At 45.9% G+C, this 19,676-nt stretch carries 20 protein-coding genes; 9 read left to right on the plus strand and 11 right to left on the minus strand.

The annotated features are described in order from the left end of the window. Positions 1-123: 123 nt before the first annotated feature. From XMM383_RS03885 to XMM383_RS03900, 4 genes are read right to left on the minus strand one after another with little or no spacing between them, the layout of a single operon-like run. Positions 124-1,470 (minus strand): MATE family efflux transporter, encoded by a 1,347-nt coding sequence (locus XMM383_RS03885; RefSeq protein ID WP_173494547.1) that lies wholly within the window; start codon positions 1,468-1,470, stop codon positions 124-126. Continuing rightward, positions 1,467-2,255, minus strand: coding sequence for a zinc ABC transporter permease subunit ZnuB (gene znuB / locus XMM383_RS03890; RefSeq protein ID WP_173482193.1), 789 nt, complete (start codon positions 2,253-2,255; stop codon positions 1,467-1,469). The genes XMM383_RS03885 and znuB overlap by 4 nt, the downstream gene beginning before the upstream one ends. After that, positions 2,248-3,015 carry a zinc ABC transporter ATP-binding protein ZnuC gene (gene znuC, locus XMM383_RS03895; protein WP_173489240.1) on the minus strand — a complete coding sequence of 256 codons (768 nt, stop codon included), beginning with the start codon at positions 3,013-3,015 and terminating at the stop codon, positions 2,248-2,250. Before znuC ends, znuB begins: the two co-directional genes overlap by 8 nt. Next, positions 3,012-3,500 carry a Fur family transcriptional regulator gene (locus XMM383_RS03900; RefSeq protein WP_173483723.1) on the minus strand — a complete coding sequence of 163 codons (489 nt, stop codon included), beginning with the start codon at positions 3,498-3,500 and terminating at the stop codon, positions 3,012-3,014. Before XMM383_RS03900 ends, znuC begins: the two co-directional genes overlap by 4 nt. A gap of 63 nt (positions 3,501-3,563) precedes the next feature. On the opposite strand from XMM383_RS03900, the gene znuA reads away from it, so the two are divergent. Then, positions 3,564-4,538: a zinc ABC transporter substrate-binding protein ZnuA gene (gene znuA / locus XMM383_RS03905; RefSeq protein ID WP_173494548.1), complete on the plus strand. Its 975-nt coding sequence runs from the start codon at positions 3,564-3,566 to the stop codon at positions 4,536-4,538. A gap of 71 nt (positions 4,539-4,609) precedes the next feature. Here znuA and XMM383_RS03910 read toward each other — a convergent pair whose 3' ends face one another. Both XMM383_RS03910 and chrA read right to left on the minus strand, forming a co-directional pair. Beyond that, positions 4,610-6,460, minus strand: a complete 1,851-nt coding sequence (locus XMM383_RS03910; RefSeq protein ID WP_254443073.1) for a PhoX family phosphatase — start codon at positions 6,458-6,460, stop codon at positions 4,610-4,612. A 346-nt stretch (positions 6,461-6,806) separates the two neighbouring features. Next, positions 6,807-7,973, minus strand: coding sequence for a chromate efflux transporter (chrA, locus tag XMM383_RS03915; RefSeq protein ID WP_173494550.1), 1,167 nt, complete (start codon positions 7,971-7,973; stop codon positions 6,807-6,809). Positions 7,974-8,234: 261 nt separating this feature from the next. Here chrA and XMM383_RS03920 point away from each other — a divergent pair, with 261 nt between their 5' ends. Continuing rightward, positions 8,235-9,764, plus strand: a complete 1,530-nt coding sequence (locus XMM383_RS03920; RefSeq protein ID WP_173494551.1) for a choice-of-anchor I family protein — start codon at positions 8,235-8,237, stop codon at positions 9,762-9,764. Between the two features lie 42 nt (positions 9,765-9,806). Here XMM383_RS03920 and XMM383_RS03925 read toward each other — a convergent pair whose 3' ends face one another. The 3 genes from XMM383_RS03925 to XMM383_RS03935 all read right to left on the minus strand — a co-directional run bounded on the left by XMM383_RS03925 (position 9,807) and on the right by XMM383_RS03935 (position 11,753). Next, the gene (locus tag XMM383_RS03925; protein ID WP_173494552.1) at positions 9,807-9,959 is read right to left on the minus strand and encodes a hypothetical protein; all 153 of its coding nucleotides are present in this window, start codon (positions 9,957-9,959) and stop codon (positions 9,807-9,809) included. 94 nt (positions 9,960-10,053) lie between these two features. Then, a complete protein-coding gene (locus tag XMM383_RS03930; RefSeq protein WP_173494553.1) occupies positions 10,054-10,581 on the minus strand; it encodes a DUF3750 domain-containing protein in 528 nt (175 codons plus the stop codon). 167 nt (positions 10,582-10,748) lie between these two features. Further along, a complete protein-coding gene (locus XMM383_RS03935; RefSeq protein ID WP_173494554.1) occupies positions 10,749-11,753 on the minus strand; it encodes a GTP-binding protein in 1,005 nt (334 codons plus the stop codon). A gap of 95 nt (positions 11,754-11,848) precedes the next feature. Between XMM383_RS03935 and XMM383_RS03940 the strand changes: the two genes are divergently transcribed. Further along, a complete protein-coding gene (locus tag XMM383_RS03940) occupies positions 11,849-12,019 on the plus strand; it encodes a DUF6435 family protein (RefSeq protein WP_173494555.1) in 171 nt (56 codons plus the stop codon). On the opposite strand, the gene XMM383_RS03945 is transcribed toward XMM383_RS03940, so the two are convergent. Both XMM383_RS03945 and XMM383_RS03950 read right to left on the minus strand, forming a co-directional pair. After that, positions 12,005-13,354, minus strand: a complete 1,350-nt coding sequence (locus tag XMM383_RS03945) for an AarF/ABC1/UbiB kinase family protein (RefSeq protein WP_173494556.1) — start codon at positions 13,352-13,354, stop codon at positions 12,005-12,007. The two genes, XMM383_RS03940 and XMM383_RS03945, sit on opposite strands and share 15 nt — an antisense overlap. A 67-nt stretch (positions 13,355-13,421) precedes the next feature. Then, positions 13,422-14,018, minus strand: a complete 597-nt coding sequence (locus XMM383_RS03950; protein ID WP_173494557.1) for a transglycosylase SLT domain-containing protein — start codon at positions 14,016-14,018, stop codon at positions 13,422-13,424. A 160-nt stretch (positions 14,019-14,178) separates the two neighbouring features. Between XMM383_RS03950 and XMM383_RS03955 the strand changes: the two genes are divergently transcribed. From XMM383_RS03955 to XMM383_RS03980, 6 genes are all read left to right on the plus strand, one after another. Then, positions 14,179-14,616, plus strand: coding sequence for a hypothetical protein (locus tag XMM383_RS03955; RefSeq protein ID WP_173494558.1), 438 nt, complete (start codon positions 14,179-14,181; stop codon positions 14,614-14,616). A gap of 238 nt (positions 14,617-14,854) precedes the next feature. After that, entirely contained in the window at positions 14,855-16,048 is a 1,194-nt protein-coding gene (locus tag XMM383_RS03960) for an integrase arm-type DNA-binding domain-containing protein (protein ID WP_173494559.1), read from the plus strand. A 78-nt stretch (positions 16,049-16,126) separates the two neighbouring features. Beyond that, a complete protein-coding gene (locus XMM383_RS03965; RefSeq protein WP_173494560.1) occupies positions 16,127-16,864 on the plus strand; it encodes a hypothetical protein in 738 nt (245 codons plus the stop codon). Positions 16,865-16,985: 121 nt separating this feature from the next. Beyond that, entirely contained in the window at positions 16,986-17,180 is a 195-nt protein-coding gene (locus XMM383_RS03970; protein ID WP_173494561.1) for an AlpA family transcriptional regulator, read from the plus strand. Continuing rightward, complete coding sequence (locus XMM383_RS03975) at positions 17,180-18,625, plus strand: phage/plasmid primase, P4 family (RefSeq protein WP_173494562.1); 1,446 nt, start codon at positions 17,180-17,182, stop codon at positions 18,623-18,625. The genes XMM383_RS03970 and XMM383_RS03975 overlap by 1 nt, the downstream gene beginning before the upstream one ends. Before the next feature lie 226 nt (positions 18,626-18,851). Then, the gene (locus XMM383_RS03980) at positions 18,852-19,349 is read left to right on the plus strand and encodes a hypothetical protein (RefSeq protein ID WP_173494563.1); all 498 of its coding nucleotides are present in this window, start codon (positions 18,852-18,854) and stop codon (positions 19,347-19,349) included. The last annotated feature ends 327 nt before the right edge of the window (positions 19,350-19,676 follow it).

Raw genomic sequence — 19,676 nt, forward strand, 5'->3', positions numbered from 1 at the left:
AATTGCCAAAGGCAAACCGTGACGCAGAAATAGTCGTGTCAGGCTGAAGGCCAGACACGGGGACTTTGCAGAGGGTTTTGTTGTCACGGTGTCTGGCCTTCAGCCTGACACCACTGCCAAATTTTACTCAGGATTGGATGAAGCCCTAAACCAAACCCCACGTTGGTTATAGCGGTGGAAAATCCAGAACCCCATCAATGCTCTGATCAAAAATGCCGTGGTGAATGATAACCATAGGCCGGTATTACCTAGATCTTGTGTTAGCCACCAGAGGGGTAAAAACGTGCCAAACACAGTGACAACCATGATCTGTAGCATCGCTTTAGATTGAGTCGTACCGACAAGAACACCATCTTGGAAATAGCTCCATACAGCGATCAATGGAAGCACCCAGATAAAGATTAAATAGTCGTGTGCGACATCCAATACCGATTCAATGTCGGTCATCAGGCTCAGAATAGAGTGCCCACCAAACATAAACGTGAGTGTAAGCCCTAGCGCAAACAACAAGGACCAGAGAGCGGAACTCTTCATGGCGCGGTAGAAGTTGTCACGATCCTTGGCACCTGCATAGCGACCACAGATCGCCTCAGCAGCGTGGGCGAATCCATCGAGAGCGTGCGAGATCAGCATCAGGAAGTTCAGCAAGAGGGCGTTAGCAGAGAGTATGTCCGTACCAAGTCGCGCACCTTGTGAGGTGAAGAAAGCAAACATAAAGAGCAGTGACGCGGTTCGAACAAATAGGTACTTATTCACGGTAAAAATCGCGCGATAGGCTGATAGCTGTCGTAACGAATTTGGCAGTATCGAGCCATCAATAACCTTCAGATGACGCTTCATCAGCAGTAACCCGAGAACCACACCGGTATATTCAGCTATCAGTGTCGCACTGGCAACACCCTCTGCGCCCCAGCCGAAACCGAGCACAAACAGCAGATCTAACACCAGATTCGTCAGGTTGACGACGCTCATAATGATCAGGGGTGATCGTGTATCTTGATTACCGACAAACCAGCCCACTAAGACGTAGTTGAACAGCGCCGCTGGAGCACCGTAGATACGAATATCGGCATAGCTTCGAGCGGTTTCGTGGACATCGGAATCGGCACCCATCCACTCTAAACCCAAAGTGAGTATGGGGATTTGTGCGAGCCACATAAGGCTGCCGAGACCCAGTGCGATCAGGGTTGCTTGCGCTAAAAAGGTCCTATTTGCATTGCCATCTTGGCGTCCCACAGCCTGTGCAATCAGCCCAGTGGTTCCCATTCGTAAGAATCCAAACGCCCAGTAGATGGTGGTAAACAGTGTGGCTCCAATTGCCACCGCCCCTAAATGCTTCGGATCATCCAAATGGCCGACAACGGCGCTATCGACAAGACCCAAAAGGGGAACAGTGATGTTGGATAGCAGCATCGGCCAGGCCAGCGCCCAAACACGCTGATGCATGCTCCAATCATTCAGTTGAATCATGCCCTTGCCCGGGGTGCGAAGAAGATCAATAAGAAGATCACCAGTGCGCAGACAACGACACTCGGGCCCGCTGGAGTGTCCGCGAACCAAGAGAGCGCAATACCTCCAACAACCGCGATAGACCCAAGCATACTGGCAAAAATCGCCATCTGTTCTGGCGTGGCAGACATTCGCCGCGCCGCTGCAGCCGGCATGATCAATAGAGAGGTAATGAGCAGCACACCAACCAGTTTCATCGCACCAGCAATCACCATGGCGATTAACAACATTAGGGCGAGTCTATAGCGAGCAACCTGTATCCCCTCTACTTGGGCCAGCTCCTCGTTAATAGTGATGGCTAGCAGTGGTTTCCAAAGCCAGTAGATCGCGGCTAAGACAGCTATGCCTCCCAACAGAATCCACTTAAGGTCTTCGGGAGTGATCGCTAATAGATCTCCAAACAGGTAGGCCTGAAGGTCGATGCGTACGTTATCCAACAGTGATATCGCGACCAGACCCAGTGATAGCGCACTGTGCGCCATAATCCCCAACAGCGTATCGGTGGCTATCCAGTGTTGGCGCTGCATTGCGACTAAACCAAGCGCCAGCGCTACACAGCAGAGCACGACGGCTAGGCTCAGGTTGATATCAAACAGAATGCCCAGTGCGATGCCGAGTAGAGCTGAGTGAGCCAAGGTGTCACCGAAGTAGGCCATACGGCGCCACACAACAAATGCACCTAAAGGGCCGGCAACAATGGCGACTGCTATGCCGGCAATCAACGCATAGATGATGAAATCAAGCATGATCACCCCCACAGCAGTCACCTTCAACGACGTTACCATGCATATCGTGGCTATGGTTGTGATGGTGATTATAGAGCGCCAGCGTTGACGCGTGAGAAGCGCCAAACAACTCTATATAGGCAGGGTCTGCGCTGACGGCTTCTGGATGTCCCGAGCAGCAGACATGTTTGTTCAGACAGACGACGTGATCGGTCGATGACATAACCAGATGCAGATCGTGTGAAATCATTAACACACCGCACTTTCGTTCTTTACGGATATCCGTGATCAGCCGATAGAGTTCGGTTTGACCATTAATATCGACACCTTGAACCGGCTCATCTAGCACGAGTAGATCGGGGTTTCTTAACAGAGCCCTAGCAAGAAGGGTTCTCTGCATTTCACCACCGGAAAGATCATGAATCGAGTAATCGACCAGGTGTTCAGCACCCACCGAAGCTAATGCAGCCTCGATGTCGTTTTGGTTATAGCCATGGGGAATCTGCAAAAAGCGTTTAACGGTTAACGGTAGTGTCCGGTCGATCTGAATTTTTTGCGGCATATACCCGATGCGCAGGCCCGGTTTCGTCCAAACAGTGCCTTCGGTCGGTTTCACCAGTCCAAGTAACACCTTTACCAGTGATGACTTACCCGCGCCGTTGGGTCCGATCAGTGTGGTGATGCAGTCGTTATGCAGTGGCAGGTTCACATTGTTGAGCACCGATTTATTACCAAAGCGCAAACTGACCCCGTCCAATCTGGCCAGATCTGGATTACTCATGATTCACTCCCACGACAATCGCTGCAAAGACCTAACAGCTCGATATTCTCTTCCTCAAGCTGAAAGCCGTGCGTATTAGCTACTCGATTAAAGCTCTCTTGAAGCTCACTGGTCTCAATTTCGGCTGCGGTTTTACACTCTCTGCAGATCATAAATGCCGATGGATGTGGGTGTTCTGGATTTGAGCATCCAACAAAAGCGTTGAGTGATCCGATTTTGTGAATGAGCCCCAGCTGATGCAAAAAATCCAATGCCCGATAGACCGTCGGTGGCGCTGAGTTAAAGCCCGCGTCAGCCAGCGCGGGTAACAACTCATAGGCACCCAGTGGCTTATGGGAGCTCCAGACGAGTCGTAACACTAACTCGCGAATAGGAGTCAGACGCTGGCCACTCTCTTGGCAGATCGCCTTGGCGTTATCTAACGCACCACTGACGCAGTGATCGTGGTTGTGGTCTGAATTGAATGCGTCGTTGATTTCAAGCATGCTTTATCTCAATTATTGTTATATTATAACAATACATTTTCTGGTTTATAGGCATTGTACCCAATGACACATAAATTTACCGCCTCTATTGCGACCTCTCTTTTATTGGCATCGACTCAACTTCACGCCGATACCGTTATAGCAAGCGTTAAACCGCTAACCTTGATCGCTTCAGAACTTTTAGCTGACGTTGCTCAGGTCGATACACTGCTACCTGATGGAGCATCACCACACGATTTTGCACTTCGCCCTTCCGATCGTAAGCGCTTGAACAACGCGGATCTATTGATTTGGGTTGGCCCCGAGATAGAGCCCTATCTTGAACAAGTGATTAAGGCCTCTAAGGTCGAGCACATGGCGATGCTTAATGTGCAAGCAGGTCATGATGAAGGCGAGCATGACCATGAAGAGAATCATGAAGAGCACAAAGATCATGACCATGATAAAGCACATCACAAAGATCATGATGATCACGAAAGCCACGAAAGTCACGGACATGATGAACATGAGGGCCACGATCATGCCGGCCTTCACCCTTGGCTAGATATTGAGGCTGTCGAGCATTTTACTGAGGAACTATCTGTAGAACTGCAGCAGCATTTCCCTAAACAAGCCTCTACAATTAAAGAGAACGAGGCTGCTTTTCTAGCGTCATTGGAACAGTTTGAAAGCAAGGCAAAAGCGCAACTGGAACCTGTTCATGAAAACCGATTTTTGGTTTTTCACGATGCTTATGACGGTTTCGTTAATCACTTTGACTTAAACCAAGTTGGTTACTTCACGGTAAGCCCCGAACTTAAACCCGGTGCCAAACACCTCGCTGAACTGCGCGAAAAATTAGAGCACAGTGGCGTCTCTTGTGTTTTCAAAGAGCCACAGTTCAGACCTGCATTGATCGACTCGATCACGCGTGGATTTGATGTTCATGTTGGTGAATTAGATCCACTCGCAGGTGATGTTACCCTTGCTCAAGGCGCTTACGTCAACTTCATGCAGGGCTTGGTCGATGAGTTTACGGAGTGTTTAGCAAAACGCTGATATTAGCCCCCCCCAAAAATAAGCATAAAAAAGGCCTCTATTGAGGCCTTTTGTCGATAAATGTTGCGAAATTAGCCGATCAGGCCGCCATCAGTGCGCTTTATTGCAACAATCGAGCTGCGTGGTACGGCATTACCACCTTCCGGCCAGTGACTGTTCCCTTTTTCGCCAGGGTGCTGCACACCGACAAACATGGTTTTGCGATCAGCACTCCAAGTTAGACCCGTAATTTCACACTCTTTGGGGCCGACTAAGAAACGATGAATTTCTCCCGTTTCAGGATCACCCATCAACATCTGGTTGTTACCCATACCAGCAAACCCTTTGTCGTTAGAGTAGTTACCGTCGGTTTGAATCCAAAGATTACCGGCAGAGTCGAATTTAAGTCCGTCAGGGCTGTTAAACATGTTGGCTTCATTGATATTGTCAGAACCGGCCATTAGATCAGAGTGCTGAGTTGGGTTGCCCGCCATTGCAAACATATCCCAGTTAAACGTATCGGCCGCATGATCTTCATTAGCAGGCGTCCAACGGACGATCTGACCATAAGGGTTTTTAACACGTGGGTTTGCAGCATTTAGAGGTTGATTCTCTTTTTCGCCACGGTACTTGTTGTTTGTCAGAGCAACATAGGCTTCAACTTTATGAGGATTAGCAGCAACCCACTCTGGACGATCCATCGTGGTAGCACCTACTTTGCTGGCTGCCATACGAGCAAAGACAAGCGTCTCATCAGCACTCATGCCTGCATCTTTAAGGTTTAACCACTCACCTGTTCCGTCATCATTAAATTTCGCTACGAATAGCTCGCCTTCGTGAAGTAGTGTGCTGTTATCGCCTTGTGGGTTGTAGCTGTTTTTACTGACGAAACGGTATAGGTATTCACCACGTTCATCATCACCCAGGTAGACAACGGCTTTGCCATCTTTGGCGATCACACACTCAGCATTCTCATGCTTGAAACGTCCAAGAGCTGTCAATTTTACAGGTTGCTGGCGACCCGCTGGGTCAACTTCAACGACCCAGCCGTGACGGTTTGGCTCGTTTGGCTCTTTAGAAACATCAAAGCGAGCATCTGTTTGTGCCCAAGCATAACCCCAGTCTTTACCACCTTTGGCAATGCCGTAGCGTTTTTCAGCATCTGTCTGTTGGTAGTTCTCACCTTCTGAAGATGAGAAATAACCATTGAAGTTCTCTTCACAGGCTAGGTATGTGCCCCAAGGTGTTTTGCCGTTACCACAGTTATTGAATGTACCCAGAATGCGAGTACCTGATGCATCCGACGATGTCTTAAGTAGATCGCTTCCGCGAGCAGGACCAACAACCTCAAACGCACTGTCTGGCGTGATGCGGCGGTTAAGAGGACTATCTTTAACAATCACCCATTGGCCGTTAATCTCTTTCAACTCAACAAAGGTCAATCCGTGTGCCATCTTTCCTTTATTGACGTCGTCGTCAGTTTCGGGAAGCTCTGATGCGCGGTTACCAAAGATGATATTGCGGTTAGTGTATTCGTTGTTGAAGACTAAGACATTGCGACCATCTACAACGAACATGTCCATACCATCATTGTTATCGCCCACAGCCTCGGCTTGAACAGCTGCTGTGCCACGTGTGTTGTGGTCAAACTCTGGCGTCGATGAGTTAAGGGTATCACCCCAACGAACAACAACCTGGGAGACAAATCCATCTGGAATAGAAATAGTGTCTGCAGTGCTTGCTGCAATTGGATTGAACTTAAATCCTGCTCGGCTAGCGGCTGTTGCGATGGAAGGCATGACACCAGCGCTCATGACAAGTGCCGATGCACCCAACATAGCTGCACCACGCAGGAAATAGCGGCGCGACATGACCGCGTCAAATCCAGTATCAGCTGCACGTTCAGGCTGCTGCATATCATCCCATTCGTTAAAAGAAGGCATATCGTTTTTCATTTTAAACCTCAATTAGGTGGTTTTATGTGTCCGCCTAATATCTGAGTTTTTTATTACAAAAAAATGATTAATCTTTGACGATTTCTTTACGAAAGAAGTATTCACTAAATTGAAATCTGAACGTCATTTACTGTCCATAATTTTGTCACCTTCAAACTGCATATAGATTGGATCTTTTGATTAATGAAGGGACCACGACATGAAACTTACGTTACTTAAATTGGCCATTGCGTCCGTTGCATTTGCTACTGCGGGTCAAGCATTCGCATGCTAAACGTCGCAAAATCTGGCTCGCTATCAGATGCAGGGTTTGGTGGATGAGTTCACAGAGTGTTTAGCCAGTCGCTAACACCTCGATAATATACCCAAGTGGCACCGACGCTAATACAAGGAGCCAAGGTGCCCATTTGAAGGCAGCAATAAGAGTGTAAAAGGCAATGAACACACTCCCTGCCAAAATAGAATCGATTGTTGTAACGCTCATTGATAAGAAAACTGAAAGTAGCAGCCCAACGACAGCTGCATTAGCCCCAGAAACGGCTAAGCGAACTTCGGGTTTGTGTTGAATGTATTTCCAGATGGGATAGACGCCAAACAGAATGATTACGGCCGGGGCAAAAATGGCAAGAGTGGCGATTAACGCACCAGCAAAGTTGCCATACACCGATCCACCGATGTAGCTGGCAAAGGTAAATAGTGGGCCTGGAACCGCTTGTGCTGCAGCATAACCCGCTAGAAATACCTCTTTCTGCATCCTATCGGTTGCTACAAATGAGTCTGCAAGTAGAGGGAGCACCACATGCCCACCACCAAACACCAGTGCACCGCTGCGATAAAAATCGGATAGGACAGTGAGCTCTGGGAAAAGGTTAGCCGCTAGAGGTAAACCTATTAGCCCAACGACAAATAGAACTAACCAAACAACTGACTGATCCCAAGCTATTTTGGATGGAATGTGTTGAGTGGTTACCTCTTTATTACTACCCAATAAAAACACATTTGCGGCCAATATAATGGCAAGGGGAGCCGTCCAAGGTGCTGAAACGAATAGCATTAAGGCTGTTGTCGATAGCATCAGGGATCTTTCGAGAAGCCCTGTGCAAAACGTTTTCCCCATACCAATCACAGCGTGAAGAACAACGGCCAGTGCAACAGATTTAAGCAGAATAAAAACGGTCTGCGGAATGATCTCGCTGAAGTGAATGAGCGAGATCCCTAGAGTCCCCAACAGTATAGCCGACGGTAGTGTGAAACCTAGCCAAGCCAAAAAAGCGCCTATATAACCACCACGCTCAAACCCAATTAACAGGCCAATTTGACTGGATGCCGGCCCAGGAATGAGTTGGCACAGAGCTACTTTATCGGCGTATTGCTCTTCAGAAAACCATTGGCGTCTTTGCACAAACTCTTCTCGAAAGAAACCAATATGCGCAACCGGTCCACCAAAAGAGGTGATTCCTAAACGAAAGAAAATTAGAAGTAATTCAAAATACTTTTTCAAAGTCGCGACCTTTGTTTAAGTTAAGAATATTAAAACTTATTTGTTACAGGAATTGTATTTTGAACGAGTTAACGGAATGAGTTCTCGTTTAACCGTTAATGTGCAATGGAGTATCGCCTCTTTAACTCAGCGCCGAAAGTATGCACTTTATACTGTCAGGTGCTTATTTTCTTGCAATATAAGCGTCATTTACTGGCCATAATTTTGTCACCTTCAACCTGCATATTGATTGGATCTTTTGATTAATGAAGGGACAACAACATGAAACTTACCTCACTGAAACTAGCCATTGCGTCCGTTGCGTTTGCTACTGCGGGTCAAGCATTGGCATCTGAATTAAACGTAAAACAGATCGGTTTTTTCACTGAAACTGAGAAGTGTGTTGAGAAAGAAAGCTGTACAGAGATCTCTGCATTTAGCTCTAAAGCAAGCCGTATCTACGTTACTAATGCTGACTCAAACGGCATTCGCATGCTAAACGTCGCAAAATCTGGCGCGCTATCAGATGCAGGTTTTATTGATCTTAGCCAGTACGGCGGTGGACCTAACTCAGTCACTACCTTTGGTGATGTGGTTGCAGTCGCTGTGGAAGCTAAAAACAAGCAAGCTAATGGTTCAATCGTTCTGTTTGATCTTGATGGTAAGCCAGCAAAACTGGCTGGTCTAAACGGCAATGTGATTGAAGCTGGCGCTCTACCTGATATGGTGACGTTTTCACCTGACGGTCGTTACCTTGTAGCTGCAAACGAAGGTGAGCCGAATGATGAGTACACGGTTGACCCTGTTGGTTCAGTAACGGTAACTGATACGCAAACTTGGACTGCTCGTAACGCAAACTTCGATGCGTTCGCAGAAGGTGTGAATGGCGTTCGCGTCTTTGGTCCTAATGCCTCTTTCCAACAGGATGTTGAGCCAGAGTATGTAGCGATCTCTAGCGATTCAAAAACAGCATGGGTAGCACTTCAAGAGAACAACGCCTTTGCTATTGTAGATCTTGCCTCTGCTGAAATTACTGAGGTTGTTGGACTTGGCTTCAAAGATCACAGCAAGCCAGAAAACGCGATCGATGCCAGCAACAAAGATGGCAAGATCAACATCACCACTTACCCTGTAATGGGCATGTATATGCCGGACGCTATTGCTTCAATGACAGCAAATGGCAAAACGTACATTCTTTCTGCAAACGAAGGTGATTCACGTGACTACGACGGTTACAGTGAAGAGGTTCGTGTCGCTGACCTGAAGCTAGATCCTACGGCTTACCCAAATGCAGCAGAGCTTCAGGATAAAAAAGTACTTGGCCGTCTTAAAACGACGACCTCTATGGGCGACATTGACCGCGATGGTGATATCGACCAGATCTTCTCTTACGGTGGCCGTTCATTCACTGTTTGGAGTGCAGATGGCGAAATGGTTTGGGATAGCGCAAATCAGTTTGCTAAGAAAATGGCTGAACTTCGTCCAAATGACTTCAACGGTCAGTTAGAAGATGGCAAATATCAGATGGATGACCGTTCTGATGATAAGGGCGGCGAGCCTGAGTCAGTGACTGTAGGCACACTAAACGACCGTCATTACGCTTTCATTGGCCAAGAGCGTACCGGTGGTATCTTTGTTTATGATGTGACGAACCCAGAATCTCCGAGCTACGTTCAGTTCATCAACAATGCGATGGATAACGTATCACCGGAAGGTCTGTCATTCATCTCACGTGATGCCAATACAGGTTGGTTGATGATCAGCTCTGAAATGAGCAACACCGTTTCTATTACGGAAGTGAAAGCTAAGTAATTACTTACTTAGTTTAAGATAAGCCGGGCAGAGCCCGGCTTTTTAGTGCTTTATGCCTAGTACTATGCGTTCAAACCAGTTGTGTTTGCCCACATCTTTGATGGCTGACTTTTGAAGTTTCTCTTGTGTTAACTCATATTGAGCTAGTTTTTCTGTGGATTGAATCAGTCCACGACCTACCGATACTGAAATCATATCTACCTCTTTTTTAATTATTTCAGACAGTTACGTCCTTAAGGTTAGTCGAGGATCAACAGTTCTGTGTTAAATTTTTGTTACACAATGGTTTTTATTCAGCGTATCCAGAACCAAAAGCTTTAAAGGGCATTTTTAAACCAAGTTCTGGAACCTGTTTTCCAATCCATGCGGGGAAGGTGTTGCTGTTCGGTCCGGGAAATAGAGTGTACTCATTGGCCCAAGGGTAGCGCTTAGCGGCTGCATCAATTTTAGGAATTAGCCGTTCGGCCTCTTCGCCACGGATATCCAACAGAAGCTCCGGTTTGGAGTTGTACCAGTAACGATCCGGGATATCCTGTTTAATTTGTAGCGCAGGTAAGCCGCGACCTGTTCTCCATCCCACAACATCATACACCGTGTAATCTTGTGCACCCTTTTGTTTAGTAGAAATCCAGGTGTGGACCGCAAAGTACCCACGAACACCGAAAAGATCGGCACCGTATACCTGAATGACCGCTTCAGGGTGCTCACTGGGTATCGGAGCAATGTTAGCGCTATCCCGTTTGGCGGTTCGCCAATCTTGGGAGCTACAGCCAACTATAAAAACGCTTAGCAGCAGCGTAGTTATTGCTTTTACCATAGGGAATTAATGCGGTTTCGTTGTGTTTGGCTTTTGTACTGTCCAAGGTTTTCCGTTACAAGTTTTAAGGTTTGGGCAGTTTGGTAAACAGCCTCGGCAGGGAAGTGGTGCATGGTTACTCATAATAATCTCCTTTCAACCGTTTACGGCCAACAGGGTAAATCAGGTCAATCACTATTCACGGCACAGTGTAAAATTTGTGTTTCCCACTGATCTTCAAGACTCACGGCAATAATTTCAATGCGACTCTCTTCACACTCACTCAGAGTGAGCTCTTTTAGCGATCCATCGGCTAAGTTGTAACCAAACACACCTTCGGTTGTGATAAACACCGCCTTCATGCGCTCCACCTCTAAACCCGATAGAAAGAGATAGAGTTTTGAGCGATCAAACAGAAAGTGTTGATCAAAGCGCCATCCAACACTTAGGAATCCATCGCCCTGGTTTTCAGCTTTAAGAAATCCTGTATCAGGTAGAGGTTGGTCGCTTGCAAGAACAGACGTGCCTGAATGGTGGTGATGGGCATGACCTGCTTTAGCATTGGTGCTGCCCGTCAGTAAGTTTGTATCGATCTTTCCGTGTTCGGTAAACAAGAGTTGTTTGGTGGGCGAAAAATGCTCACTCAAATAGCATCGTAGACGCTGCTTATCATCTTCCGCGTAAAGATCTTGTTTATTGCCTATGACGATATCGGCGATCGCTAATTGCTGATTAAACGTGTCATGGTTGGTGTAACGTGCATCATGAAGCTGGCGCGCATCCACTAAAGTTATGATCTTTTGAATCGACAAGACCTCTTGGTAGTGCTCGCTGGAAAGGACTTCTAGTACCTCCTTAGGGTGGCCTAAGCCTGTGGGCTCTATCAACAATCTGTCTGGCTTTGATTTTGCCAGTAGCATGTTTAGCGCTATCTGCATTGGCAAGCCTGCGGCGCAACACATACAACCGCCGGGTACCTCCCTAATAAAGACACCCTGATCTTCAGAATATTGACCTTGCATCAAGCTTCCATCGATACCGATCTCACCAAACTCGTTGACCAAAACAGCCCAACGTTCGTGCTTCGGTTTGTTTTGCAACAGATGACTAATTGCAGAGGTTTTGCCGGCACCCAAAAATCCCGTAATGATATTGGTAGGAACGGCTTTGATTGTGGAAGCTGATTTGGACATTGCGTGGCATCACCGTTGAAACATAAGAGCAATGGATATTAATACCAAACCTATCGAATGTCTGTTGCGTAGACTTCAAAAATTAGGAGGTAACGATGTTTGGTTTATTTAAAAAAGATCCACTGAAACAGTTAAAGAAAGAGTATGCAGAGCTCACAGAACAAGCAATGCAACTGCAGCGAAAGGGCGATATTGAGGGGTACTCACAACTTACCACTAAGGCCGAGGCCGCCTATAAAAAAATTCAAGAATTAGAGAGCCAGTGAGGGGTTAGCGCCTACCTGTTGGTATATAGACCGCGTATCAACCACTGCGTTGTGTTTTGCAGCCATCAAATAAAGCCCTGTCATTTTTCGATGTAAGAACAGAACATCAGCAGGCGGGGTATGCCAGGCGTCTGGATCTTTGCTGACACTCATACCTATTTCATGTATTCGCTTAGCAATATCACTTTTGCCAAAATGGTACGCCTCGTCTGACCTTAGAGGTTCGGCAGCAATGGTGAAAATGTTGATTACCGCGGCTTTGTTTGCCACATCGGTACCATTTTTGAAAAATCCTAGCACCTCTAAAGCCTCTTCAAGGCCCGCTCGATTTTGATCCACAGCTTGATCTATTGCTTGTTTATAGCGGCTAACAAACTGTGGATTAAACGCCCTTACCGCACCAAAATCGAACAGAATCAGCTTCCCGGTGTCTGGGCATACATGGAAATTGGCAGGGTTGGGGTCGGTTTGCATTAAATGCATCTGGAGTAGCTCAGTAAAAAACAGTTCCAGCATGAGCCCCATGATATGACTTGAGCTCTCTGGGTGAGCGTTTAGCCATTGTTCAACCCCAACTCCGTTTAAGTAGCTCATGGCCATGATGTTCGTTTCCGATAACTCGGGAAAATGAGTTGGCATTAGAAGGTCATTGTTGATACGAAAATCACTTATCTTGCTGGTAAATTCTTTTAAATGACGGGATTCTGCATGGTAATCAGCCTCTAAATGAAGCTGGCGCCTTGCTTCATCAACCAAGTCTTCTATCTCCAACTCTTTGGGTAATAAACCGCTTAACCTTAGAAGTGAAATGACATTATCGATGTCGCTATCGATACTCTGCGCGACACCAGGGTATTGGATTTTGACCGCCAACTCTTGATCATCCAGAGTTCGTGCTTTGTGGACCTGGCCAATTGAGGCGGCGGCTATTGGATCGAATGAAAAGTAGTTAAATCGATCCATCCAATCGCTGCCCCAACTATTTTCAAGCGTATTAATCAGCTGGGTTTTTGGCATGATGACACCCTGTGATTGAAGCCTGGCTAAGACAGCAGCCAGTTCAGGCGGCAACAGGGTGCCGGCATCCATAGATAACAGTTGGCCGAGTTTCATCGCAGCGCCACGCATACGCGCTAGCTTATCGGCGACATCGCTCATGTTCTTGGGGGTTAAAACCAACTCGTTTAACGAAGGTGCTTCACCTTTCATCCAGCGTTTAGAGCCTTCAGTTAAAACGTTGCCAGCTAATTTGGTGGCCAAACCACCCATGCTTAATAAGCGTGAGGTTCTACTTTTGGGTACGGGTGAGGCGGTGCTTAACGTTTTCTCATTCATGCATTGGTCTACGTGAACGAGAATTCTTCAGATCGAAACCTTGGGATAAGGTTTTAGTATACGTGGCCTAGAACGGCCACCAAGATGATTTGAGACTGTCGCGGCAACCTTGAAGTTGACTGCCATACATTCTCGCATTGGCATCGACTTTTTTTGCCACGCCGATTAACCAAGCCTTTTTGTTATAGGTCTGCTTTTTCCAGCCCCCATGGCCTTCATGGTAGGCAAGGTATTGGTTGTAAGCATCCCATTTAGAAATACCTAGAGTGCGCTGGGAAATACTGGCATACCAGCCCATAAAATCGACCGCATCGGCATAGTTCTCGCGACTCGCCCAGAATCTACCCGTTTTACTTTTATACCAATCCCACGTGGAGTCTTTAGCTTGCGCATAACCATAAGCTGAGGATATGCGCCACCACATAGGTACGCCTAAAAAGGTATCACGTGGAGGGGCAGCATCGTGCTTAAAGCTCGACTCCTGACGCATAATCGCCAACTGCACCTGCATTGGAAGCCCCCATTTATCTTCCGCTGCCATAGACGCTTTGTACCAATCAGGCTTCTCATTAAAAATATAACAGGCGTTCTCCACATTACGGGGAGGAGAGGTGGCACAGCCAGCAAGTAACAGCACAGAAAGCAAAGCTAAAAAACGTGTCATAACAAATCATTGATCCAATATTTGGATAGAGGCTAACACATCTTGGCTGTGCTATCAGCGGCAATGAATTGATGAGACCTTTCTAATGTGTAAATGGGTGATTCATTGTCATATGGGAATTTGCGACTACCCTTAAGTCATTTACAAATTGGAGATTGTTATGATTACTCGTAAAGTTTTAGCCTCGCTTCTGTCTATCTCATTATGGACAACTTCCCCCATTGCTGTTGCAGAGAAAGGGAAAGAAAAGCCTGAACACCACCAAGAGAAAGCCAAGAAAAATAAAGCACACAAAACAGGTGCCGCCAAGCAGGAGGCTGTCGATCAGCTTGTTAAGGAGTTAGGGCTAAAAAATCGTGGCCAGCTTCATAGGTTATTGGGCGGATTAAACTCAACTGATATCACCACCATCACAGCCAGTGATATCCCGACAAGCAAACTCAAACAAAGAGTCATGGATGGTGATCAATCTGAAGAGACAGTTGATCAAATTCGAAAACTAAACAGGGCGGCCCATACCTTGCTGGGGAAAGAACCTGCAACGTCAGAAGAGATTGCTCAATCAGTGGCTGACGTTATTGAGTTGTTGAGTGATTAGTAGCTTGGCCAATAAGAGTGCTGTTATCGCTCAGAAACAAAAAAGGCCTGCAGAGTATGCAAGCCTTAAAGAATGGTGCCTCGAGGCGATTACGAACAGATATCCTATAAAGTCCAATATAGTATTAATAACAATAACTTATAGTAATTTTACGTCTTCTGGCGACCTGTAAGATCCATTGAAATACCGTATAAAAAACGGTATCGTTTACGGTATCAGACGGTACAGGACAACAAAAGTGAAGCGTGTTTTATCAGATGCAAAGGTCAAGAACCTAAAGCCCCAGGAGAAGGGGTATAAGGTCACTGATGGGGGCGGCTTGTATGTCTACGTTACCAAGACCGGAACAAAGTCCTTTCGTTATGACGCAAAAATAGACGGTAGCCGGAAGACAATCACCTTTGGTACCTATCCTGCCATGTCACTCGCAGAAGCTAGAGAAGAGCATGAGAAAGCACATGCGCTAGTTGCTAAGGGCATTAATCCAAAAGACGCTACACCGGATAAAAATTGCTTCAGCTATTACTCACATGAGCAAATGAAGACTCTAGATCTAAGGGGGTCTACCTATTCTAAGCGTATAGGTCGAATGGAGAAGTATCTCTTCCCTGTCTTAGATAAAAAAGACGCTACTCAAATCACAGCCCAGGATCTGAGTCAGTTACTTAAACCCATCGCTGAATCTGGTAAACGTGAGACAGCCCAACGTTTAGCGATTTACTGCCGTCAGACATTTGATTACATGATCGGTCTACAGTTAATTGAAAACAATCCAGCTGATACTGTTAGACGCACACTGCCGAAAGTTAAGGAAACTAGGAACTTTGCCCACTTAACAAAAGTAGAGGATGTGGCGCTATTCCTGAAGGCGATCGATACCCATACTGGAGACTACGCTGTTAAGAAGGGACTACAATTTATGTCCCTAGTTTTCTTGCGCCCTCACAACATCAGGTTCTTGAGATGGAAGTATGTCGACTTTGCGAACAAGCTAATTACATTTCCACCAGAAGAGATGAAGACTGATCGAGAGCATAAGGTTCCATTGTCTAAGCAGGCGATTAGTATCCTAAAGGATATGCAAAAGCTCACAGGCAGGTTTGAGTATGTGTTCATGAGCTCCATAAGCATTAATAACAATAAGCAGCCTATGACGGAGAACACCCTTAACGTAGCAATCACTAGGTTGATAAACCCTAATACTGGCGAGCAGTTTGGAAGAGGGTTCATTACTTCGCATGGCATAAGGCATACCGCCAGCACACAACTCAACGAGCTAGGTTACAATCCAGATGTCATTGAAATGCAGCTAGCGCATGCACCAAAAGATAGGATTAGAGCTGTTTATAACAAAGCAGAGTACATGCCAGAGCGAACAAAGATGATGCAAGAGTGGGCCGATTATTTATATTCGCTCAAACAGCTTGCGTAAGACACTAGGCAAAGCAAAACAACAATAGAGCTAATTGCACGGCTTTCTAAGGCATAATTAACTAAGCGGAGTAAGTTTATGGGCATCAGCCTGCTTGATCTGGTCACTTTTACTGAAGCGGCAGCAAATCTTAAATTAACCCAGCAAGAGCTTCTGCGGGCCGGTATGGCCGAAGAGCTTCGCTTATTTCACCCATCTAAAAAGCCAGGATCAATAATCTTTGAGCTGGCCCAGATAGAGAACTTAGGAATGCAGAATCAGTTCTGGGCCCCAGTAATTGATTACGATAATGACCAGGGATCTATATCCAAGACAATTCATCTTAAAATTGGCCACCCCTTCCAGTTGGACTACAAGTGCATTGCCTCCCTGCTTCTCAATGGCAATTTTTCACCGTTTGATTTGCTTGTTGCCCAGTTGGATGCTGATCTGGCAATGAAGTCAACGGCTAGATCAAATTACCATGGCGGTGAGCTGCGCTGGATTACAGAAACGGAATTGAACGAAGACCTTAATATTGAAGATGTTTTTGTACTTGAAAGCGATATTGCAGCCAAGCTAACCGCATCAAAATCCGAGACCACCACTACAACCAAGAAACCAAGCGATACTGCTCTAAAAGTAATCGGGCTACTAATGCACCACCTAGCTAAAAGCCCTAAATACGCATCAGGCGGAAGTCCAAACAAGAGCCAAATCAAAGAGCTTTTGTTGGAGCTAGCCAATGAGCTAGACATTAACAATTACCGTCTCAGCAAAGTCGATGAACGTCTTCTAGTTGATGCGATGAAGTATCTGGAGACTCAGAAGAACTAATTAGGAATTTCCCCACCTGGGGAATCCTCTTCCCTCACCTGTGAGGGAGCAAACCCTCTAAAAATTTGTAATGCACCTACGCCGAATGACGGCGCAACTTAAAAAGGAAAAGGTGCATATCATGCCTAAACTACTAAAGCTTAAAGACGTAATCGCCACTACCGGCCTATCACGTTCATACATCTACGCCCTTGCTCAACAAGGCGCATTCCCAAAACCAATCAAACTAGGCGAGCGCTCAAGCGCATGGCTTCAATCAGAACTAGAAGAGTGGATTGACTCTCGTATCGCCCTTCGTGATCAGGAGGCAGCGTAATGAACTCTCTAAACACAACTAGCATCCTAGAAGTAGCTCCAACAACTGGAGTAAACACTGACCAGATCACTGAAAAGCTTCTTGACGGGGAACACAACATAATCATTGCCGAGCTACTTGTAGCAAAGCATAAGGACAACATTCTGTTTGATACCACTCGCAAGGAGTGGAAAGTTTTCCAGAACGGGGTATGGCATGAAGCTGAAGATGCAGCAAACCTAGTTTGGGACTTCTACTACCAAATCATTCTCGATATTTTCCACGGTGAATACCCAGAGATTGAGGCAGGTGAGCCTACTTGGCTTAAGAGCCAAATGAACCAAAGCAAGGTGAATGCTGTATTGAAGGTCGTCCAAATCAGAACAGCAAAGGGTGTAAAAAAGCTAAACGCAAATCATAACCTCATCGGCATTCAAGACTCGGTATTTGATATTGGAGCAGGGTCAGTTCGACCAGCACTAGCAAGCGACTTAGTCATGAAGTCATTGGGTACAACATACGATCCAAACGCTAAATGCCCGCTATGGGAAAGCTTCCTGGATACCTCGATGCAGAGTGATCAGGATATGATCAAGTACCTTCAACGCCTTGTTGGGTACTTCCTAACCGCTAGCACAAAAGAACAGGAGATCTACTACTTCTATGGAACAGGCGCTAACGGCAAATCAACCTTTATCGACTTGGTAAAATCACTGCTAGGAACCTACGGCGTTAAAGTTTCATCTGATAGTTTCATGCAGAAGAAAAGCAGTGCACTAAACCTAGGCGCTCATGCAAGCCTAGCATCGCTAGCTGGTGCACGACTAGCTATTACAGATGAAACCAACGATAACGAAACCTTCAATGCACAGATGCTGAAATCAATCTCTGGTGATGAAGAGATTACTGGCAGGTTCCTTCGTGGCAATCCAATCACGTTCAAATCTACCGCAAAGGTAGTGATGTACGGCAATGATAAGCCATACGGCAACATTAATGATGAGGGTTTTTGGCGTCGATTCCGCTTTATTGAATTCGGGCATGTAGTGCCTGACTCACAAAAGGATAAAAACCTCCTTGTGAAGCTCAAAGACGAACTACCAGGTATCCTTAACTGGGCGCTTGCTGGACTTGCTGACTGGCGTAAAAACGGTATTCAGACCCCTAAAAAGGTACTTGATGAGCGTGACAACTACAGACGTGACCTGGATTCAATTTCTGAATTCCTTCAAGAAAACACCAAGTCAGTACCCGGCCAGAAGCTAACGACCAAACAGCTTTTTGAATATTACCAACAATGGTGCGAGACCAACCTTAAACACCCAGAAACCAAACAAGGCTTTAGCAAACGCATTGCTTGGTACTTCGATACCAACATGAAAGGCCAGGTGAGCCCATACAGATCTAACAAAGATCGCGGTTACCAGGGCATTCAATTCGATGATCAATACCGCTTGATCGAATGAGGGTGACACGAGTGACGGCAAATTCCAGTTAACTTTTTTGCGAAACAGAAGCTGGAAATTGCTGTCACTCCACTCCCCGGCCAACACCTTCTGGATAACGAACCCTTATATATTATTTAAAATAATATATAAAAACACTTATAAAACAGATACTTAATATAGTTTTAACCTTTAATAATTATCGATTTTTAGGATCAAAATCTATTGAAATTATAGGAATTTATTTATGACCAGCATGATTGAACTTGATCAGAAACTAGGAGATCTAAACTCAAACGAACACTACGAGATCCTAGTTAACAAAAAGAAAAATGAAAAGGTACCTCCCTTCCTAGTTATAGGGAATGGCAAAGCAACGAAGGACTTTCCTGAAGATGTAGCCATTGATGCCATTAGAGTTTTAAGCAAACTATCACCAACACAGGTTGGCCTGATAGCGGAGCTTAAAGACATCCTAGTTAACCAAACTATTATTAACCACTATAAAAAGCGACGAGTGGATAATCCTAATCTAATCGTTCTAGATAAAAACAAAGATAACGAGCTGCATAAGAGCATTAGAACTAGGATGAGTGAGAACAGAAACGGAGCCAAACTTCAGGAACTAGGAGTACTGAAGCAACCCAAGCCAGGCACTTACATGCTAAATCCTTACATGTTCATACCGCCTTATGAATTTAAGAGGGTTGCAGCAATCTGGAAGGATATGACAACCAAATCATAACCCTCCTAAACCGAGTGGTCAGATTTACCCCGTGTCGTTGCGTCGGAACTAGAAGCACCCAAGCGAAGCGAAGTGCTTCGATGTTCCGCAAGCAAAAGACTAAGGGGTAAAGATGACGAAGCCTCGGCAGAGGCTGAGAACGCTCTTATGGCTATGCCATCTATCTTGAAGAAATCAAAAACATCGCCTAGGTCCTGTTCATTAAACTAGGGAGTAAAATATCTGATGCCGAACATGCACTATTTCTAATGGTGCTTGTGAAGGTATCCAGCAAGCGAAGCGCGGTAGCTAGGTATGATTTTTCTAAATAGTGAGGATGAATACATA

It is taken from the genome of Marinobacterium sp. xm-m-383, from assembly GCF_013283255.1.
GTDB lineage: Bacteria > Pseudomonadota > Gammaproteobacteria > Pseudomonadales > Balneatricaceae > Marinobacterium_E.

What these genes read in the sequence shown, in the direction of transcription:
- XMM383_RS03885 (WP_173494547.1), bottom strand. Translation starts at nt 1,470, where the DNA reads ATGATTCAACTGAATGATTGGAGCATGCATCAGCGTGTTTGGGCGCTG.
- XMM383_RS03910 (WP_254443073.1), bottom strand. Translation starts at nt 6,460, where the DNA reads ATGCCTTCTTTTAACGAATGGGATGATATGCAGCAGCCTGAACGTGCA.
- XMM383_RS03980 (WP_173494563.1), top strand. Translation starts at nt 18,852, where the DNA reads ATGACCAGCATGATTGAACTTGATCAGAAACTAGGAGATCTAAACTCA.
- XMM383_RS03975 (WP_173494562.1), top strand. Translation starts at nt 17,180, where the DNA reads ATGAACTCTCTAAACACAACTAGCATCCTAGAAGTAGCTCCAACAACT.
- XMM383_RS03940 (WP_173494555.1), top strand. Translation starts at nt 11,849, where the DNA reads ATGTTTGGTTTATTTAAAAAAGATCCACTGAAACAGTTAAAGAAAGAG.
- znuB (WP_173482193.1), bottom strand. Translation starts at nt 2,255, where the DNA reads ATGCTTGATTTCATCATCTATGCGTTGATTGCCGGCATAGCAGTCGCC.
- XMM383_RS03925 (WP_173494552.1), bottom strand. Translation starts at nt 9,959, where the DNA reads ATGATTTCAGTATCGGTAGGTCGTGGACTGATTCAATCCACAGAAAAA.
- XMM383_RS03920 (WP_173494551.1), top strand. Translation starts at nt 8,235, where the DNA reads ATGAAACTTACCTCACTGAAACTAGCCATTGCGTCCGTTGCGTTTGCT.
- XMM383_RS03900 (WP_173483723.1), bottom strand. Translation starts at nt 3,500, where the DNA reads ATGCTTGAAATCAACGACGCATTCAATTCAGACCACAACCACGATCAC.
- znuC (WP_173489240.1), bottom strand. Translation starts at nt 3,015, where the DNA reads ATGAGTAATCCAGATCTGGCCAGATTGGACGGGGTCAGTTTGCGCTTT.
- XMM383_RS03950 (WP_173494557.1), bottom strand. Translation starts at nt 14,018, where the DNA reads ATGACACGTTTTTTAGCTTTGCTTTCTGTGCTGTTACTTGCTGGCTGT.
- XMM383_RS03945 (WP_173494556.1), bottom strand. Translation starts at nt 13,354, where the DNA reads ATGAATGAGAAAACGTTAAGCACCGCCTCACCCGTACCCAAAAGTAGA.
- XMM383_RS03930 (WP_173494553.1), bottom strand. Translation starts at nt 10,581, where the DNA reads ATGGTAAAAGCAATAACTACGCTGCTGCTAAGCGTTTTTATAGTTGGC.
- XMM383_RS03965 (WP_173494560.1), top strand. Translation starts at nt 16,127, where the DNA reads ATGGGCATCAGCCTGCTTGATCTGGTCACTTTTACTGAAGCGGCAGCA.
- XMM383_RS03970 (WP_173494561.1), top strand. Translation starts at nt 16,986, where the DNA reads ATGCCTAAACTACTAAAGCTTAAAGACGTAATCGCCACTACCGGCCTA.
- znuA (WP_173494548.1), top strand. Translation starts at nt 3,564, where the DNA reads ATGACACATAAATTTACCGCCTCTATTGCGACCTCTCTTTTATTGGCA.
- XMM383_RS03955 (WP_173494558.1), top strand. Translation starts at nt 14,179, where the DNA reads ATGATTACTCGTAAAGTTTTAGCCTCGCTTCTGTCTATCTCATTATGG.
- XMM383_RS03935 (WP_173494554.1), bottom strand. Translation starts at nt 11,753, where the DNA reads ATGTCCAAATCAGCTTCCACAATCAAAGCCGTTCCTACCAATATCATT.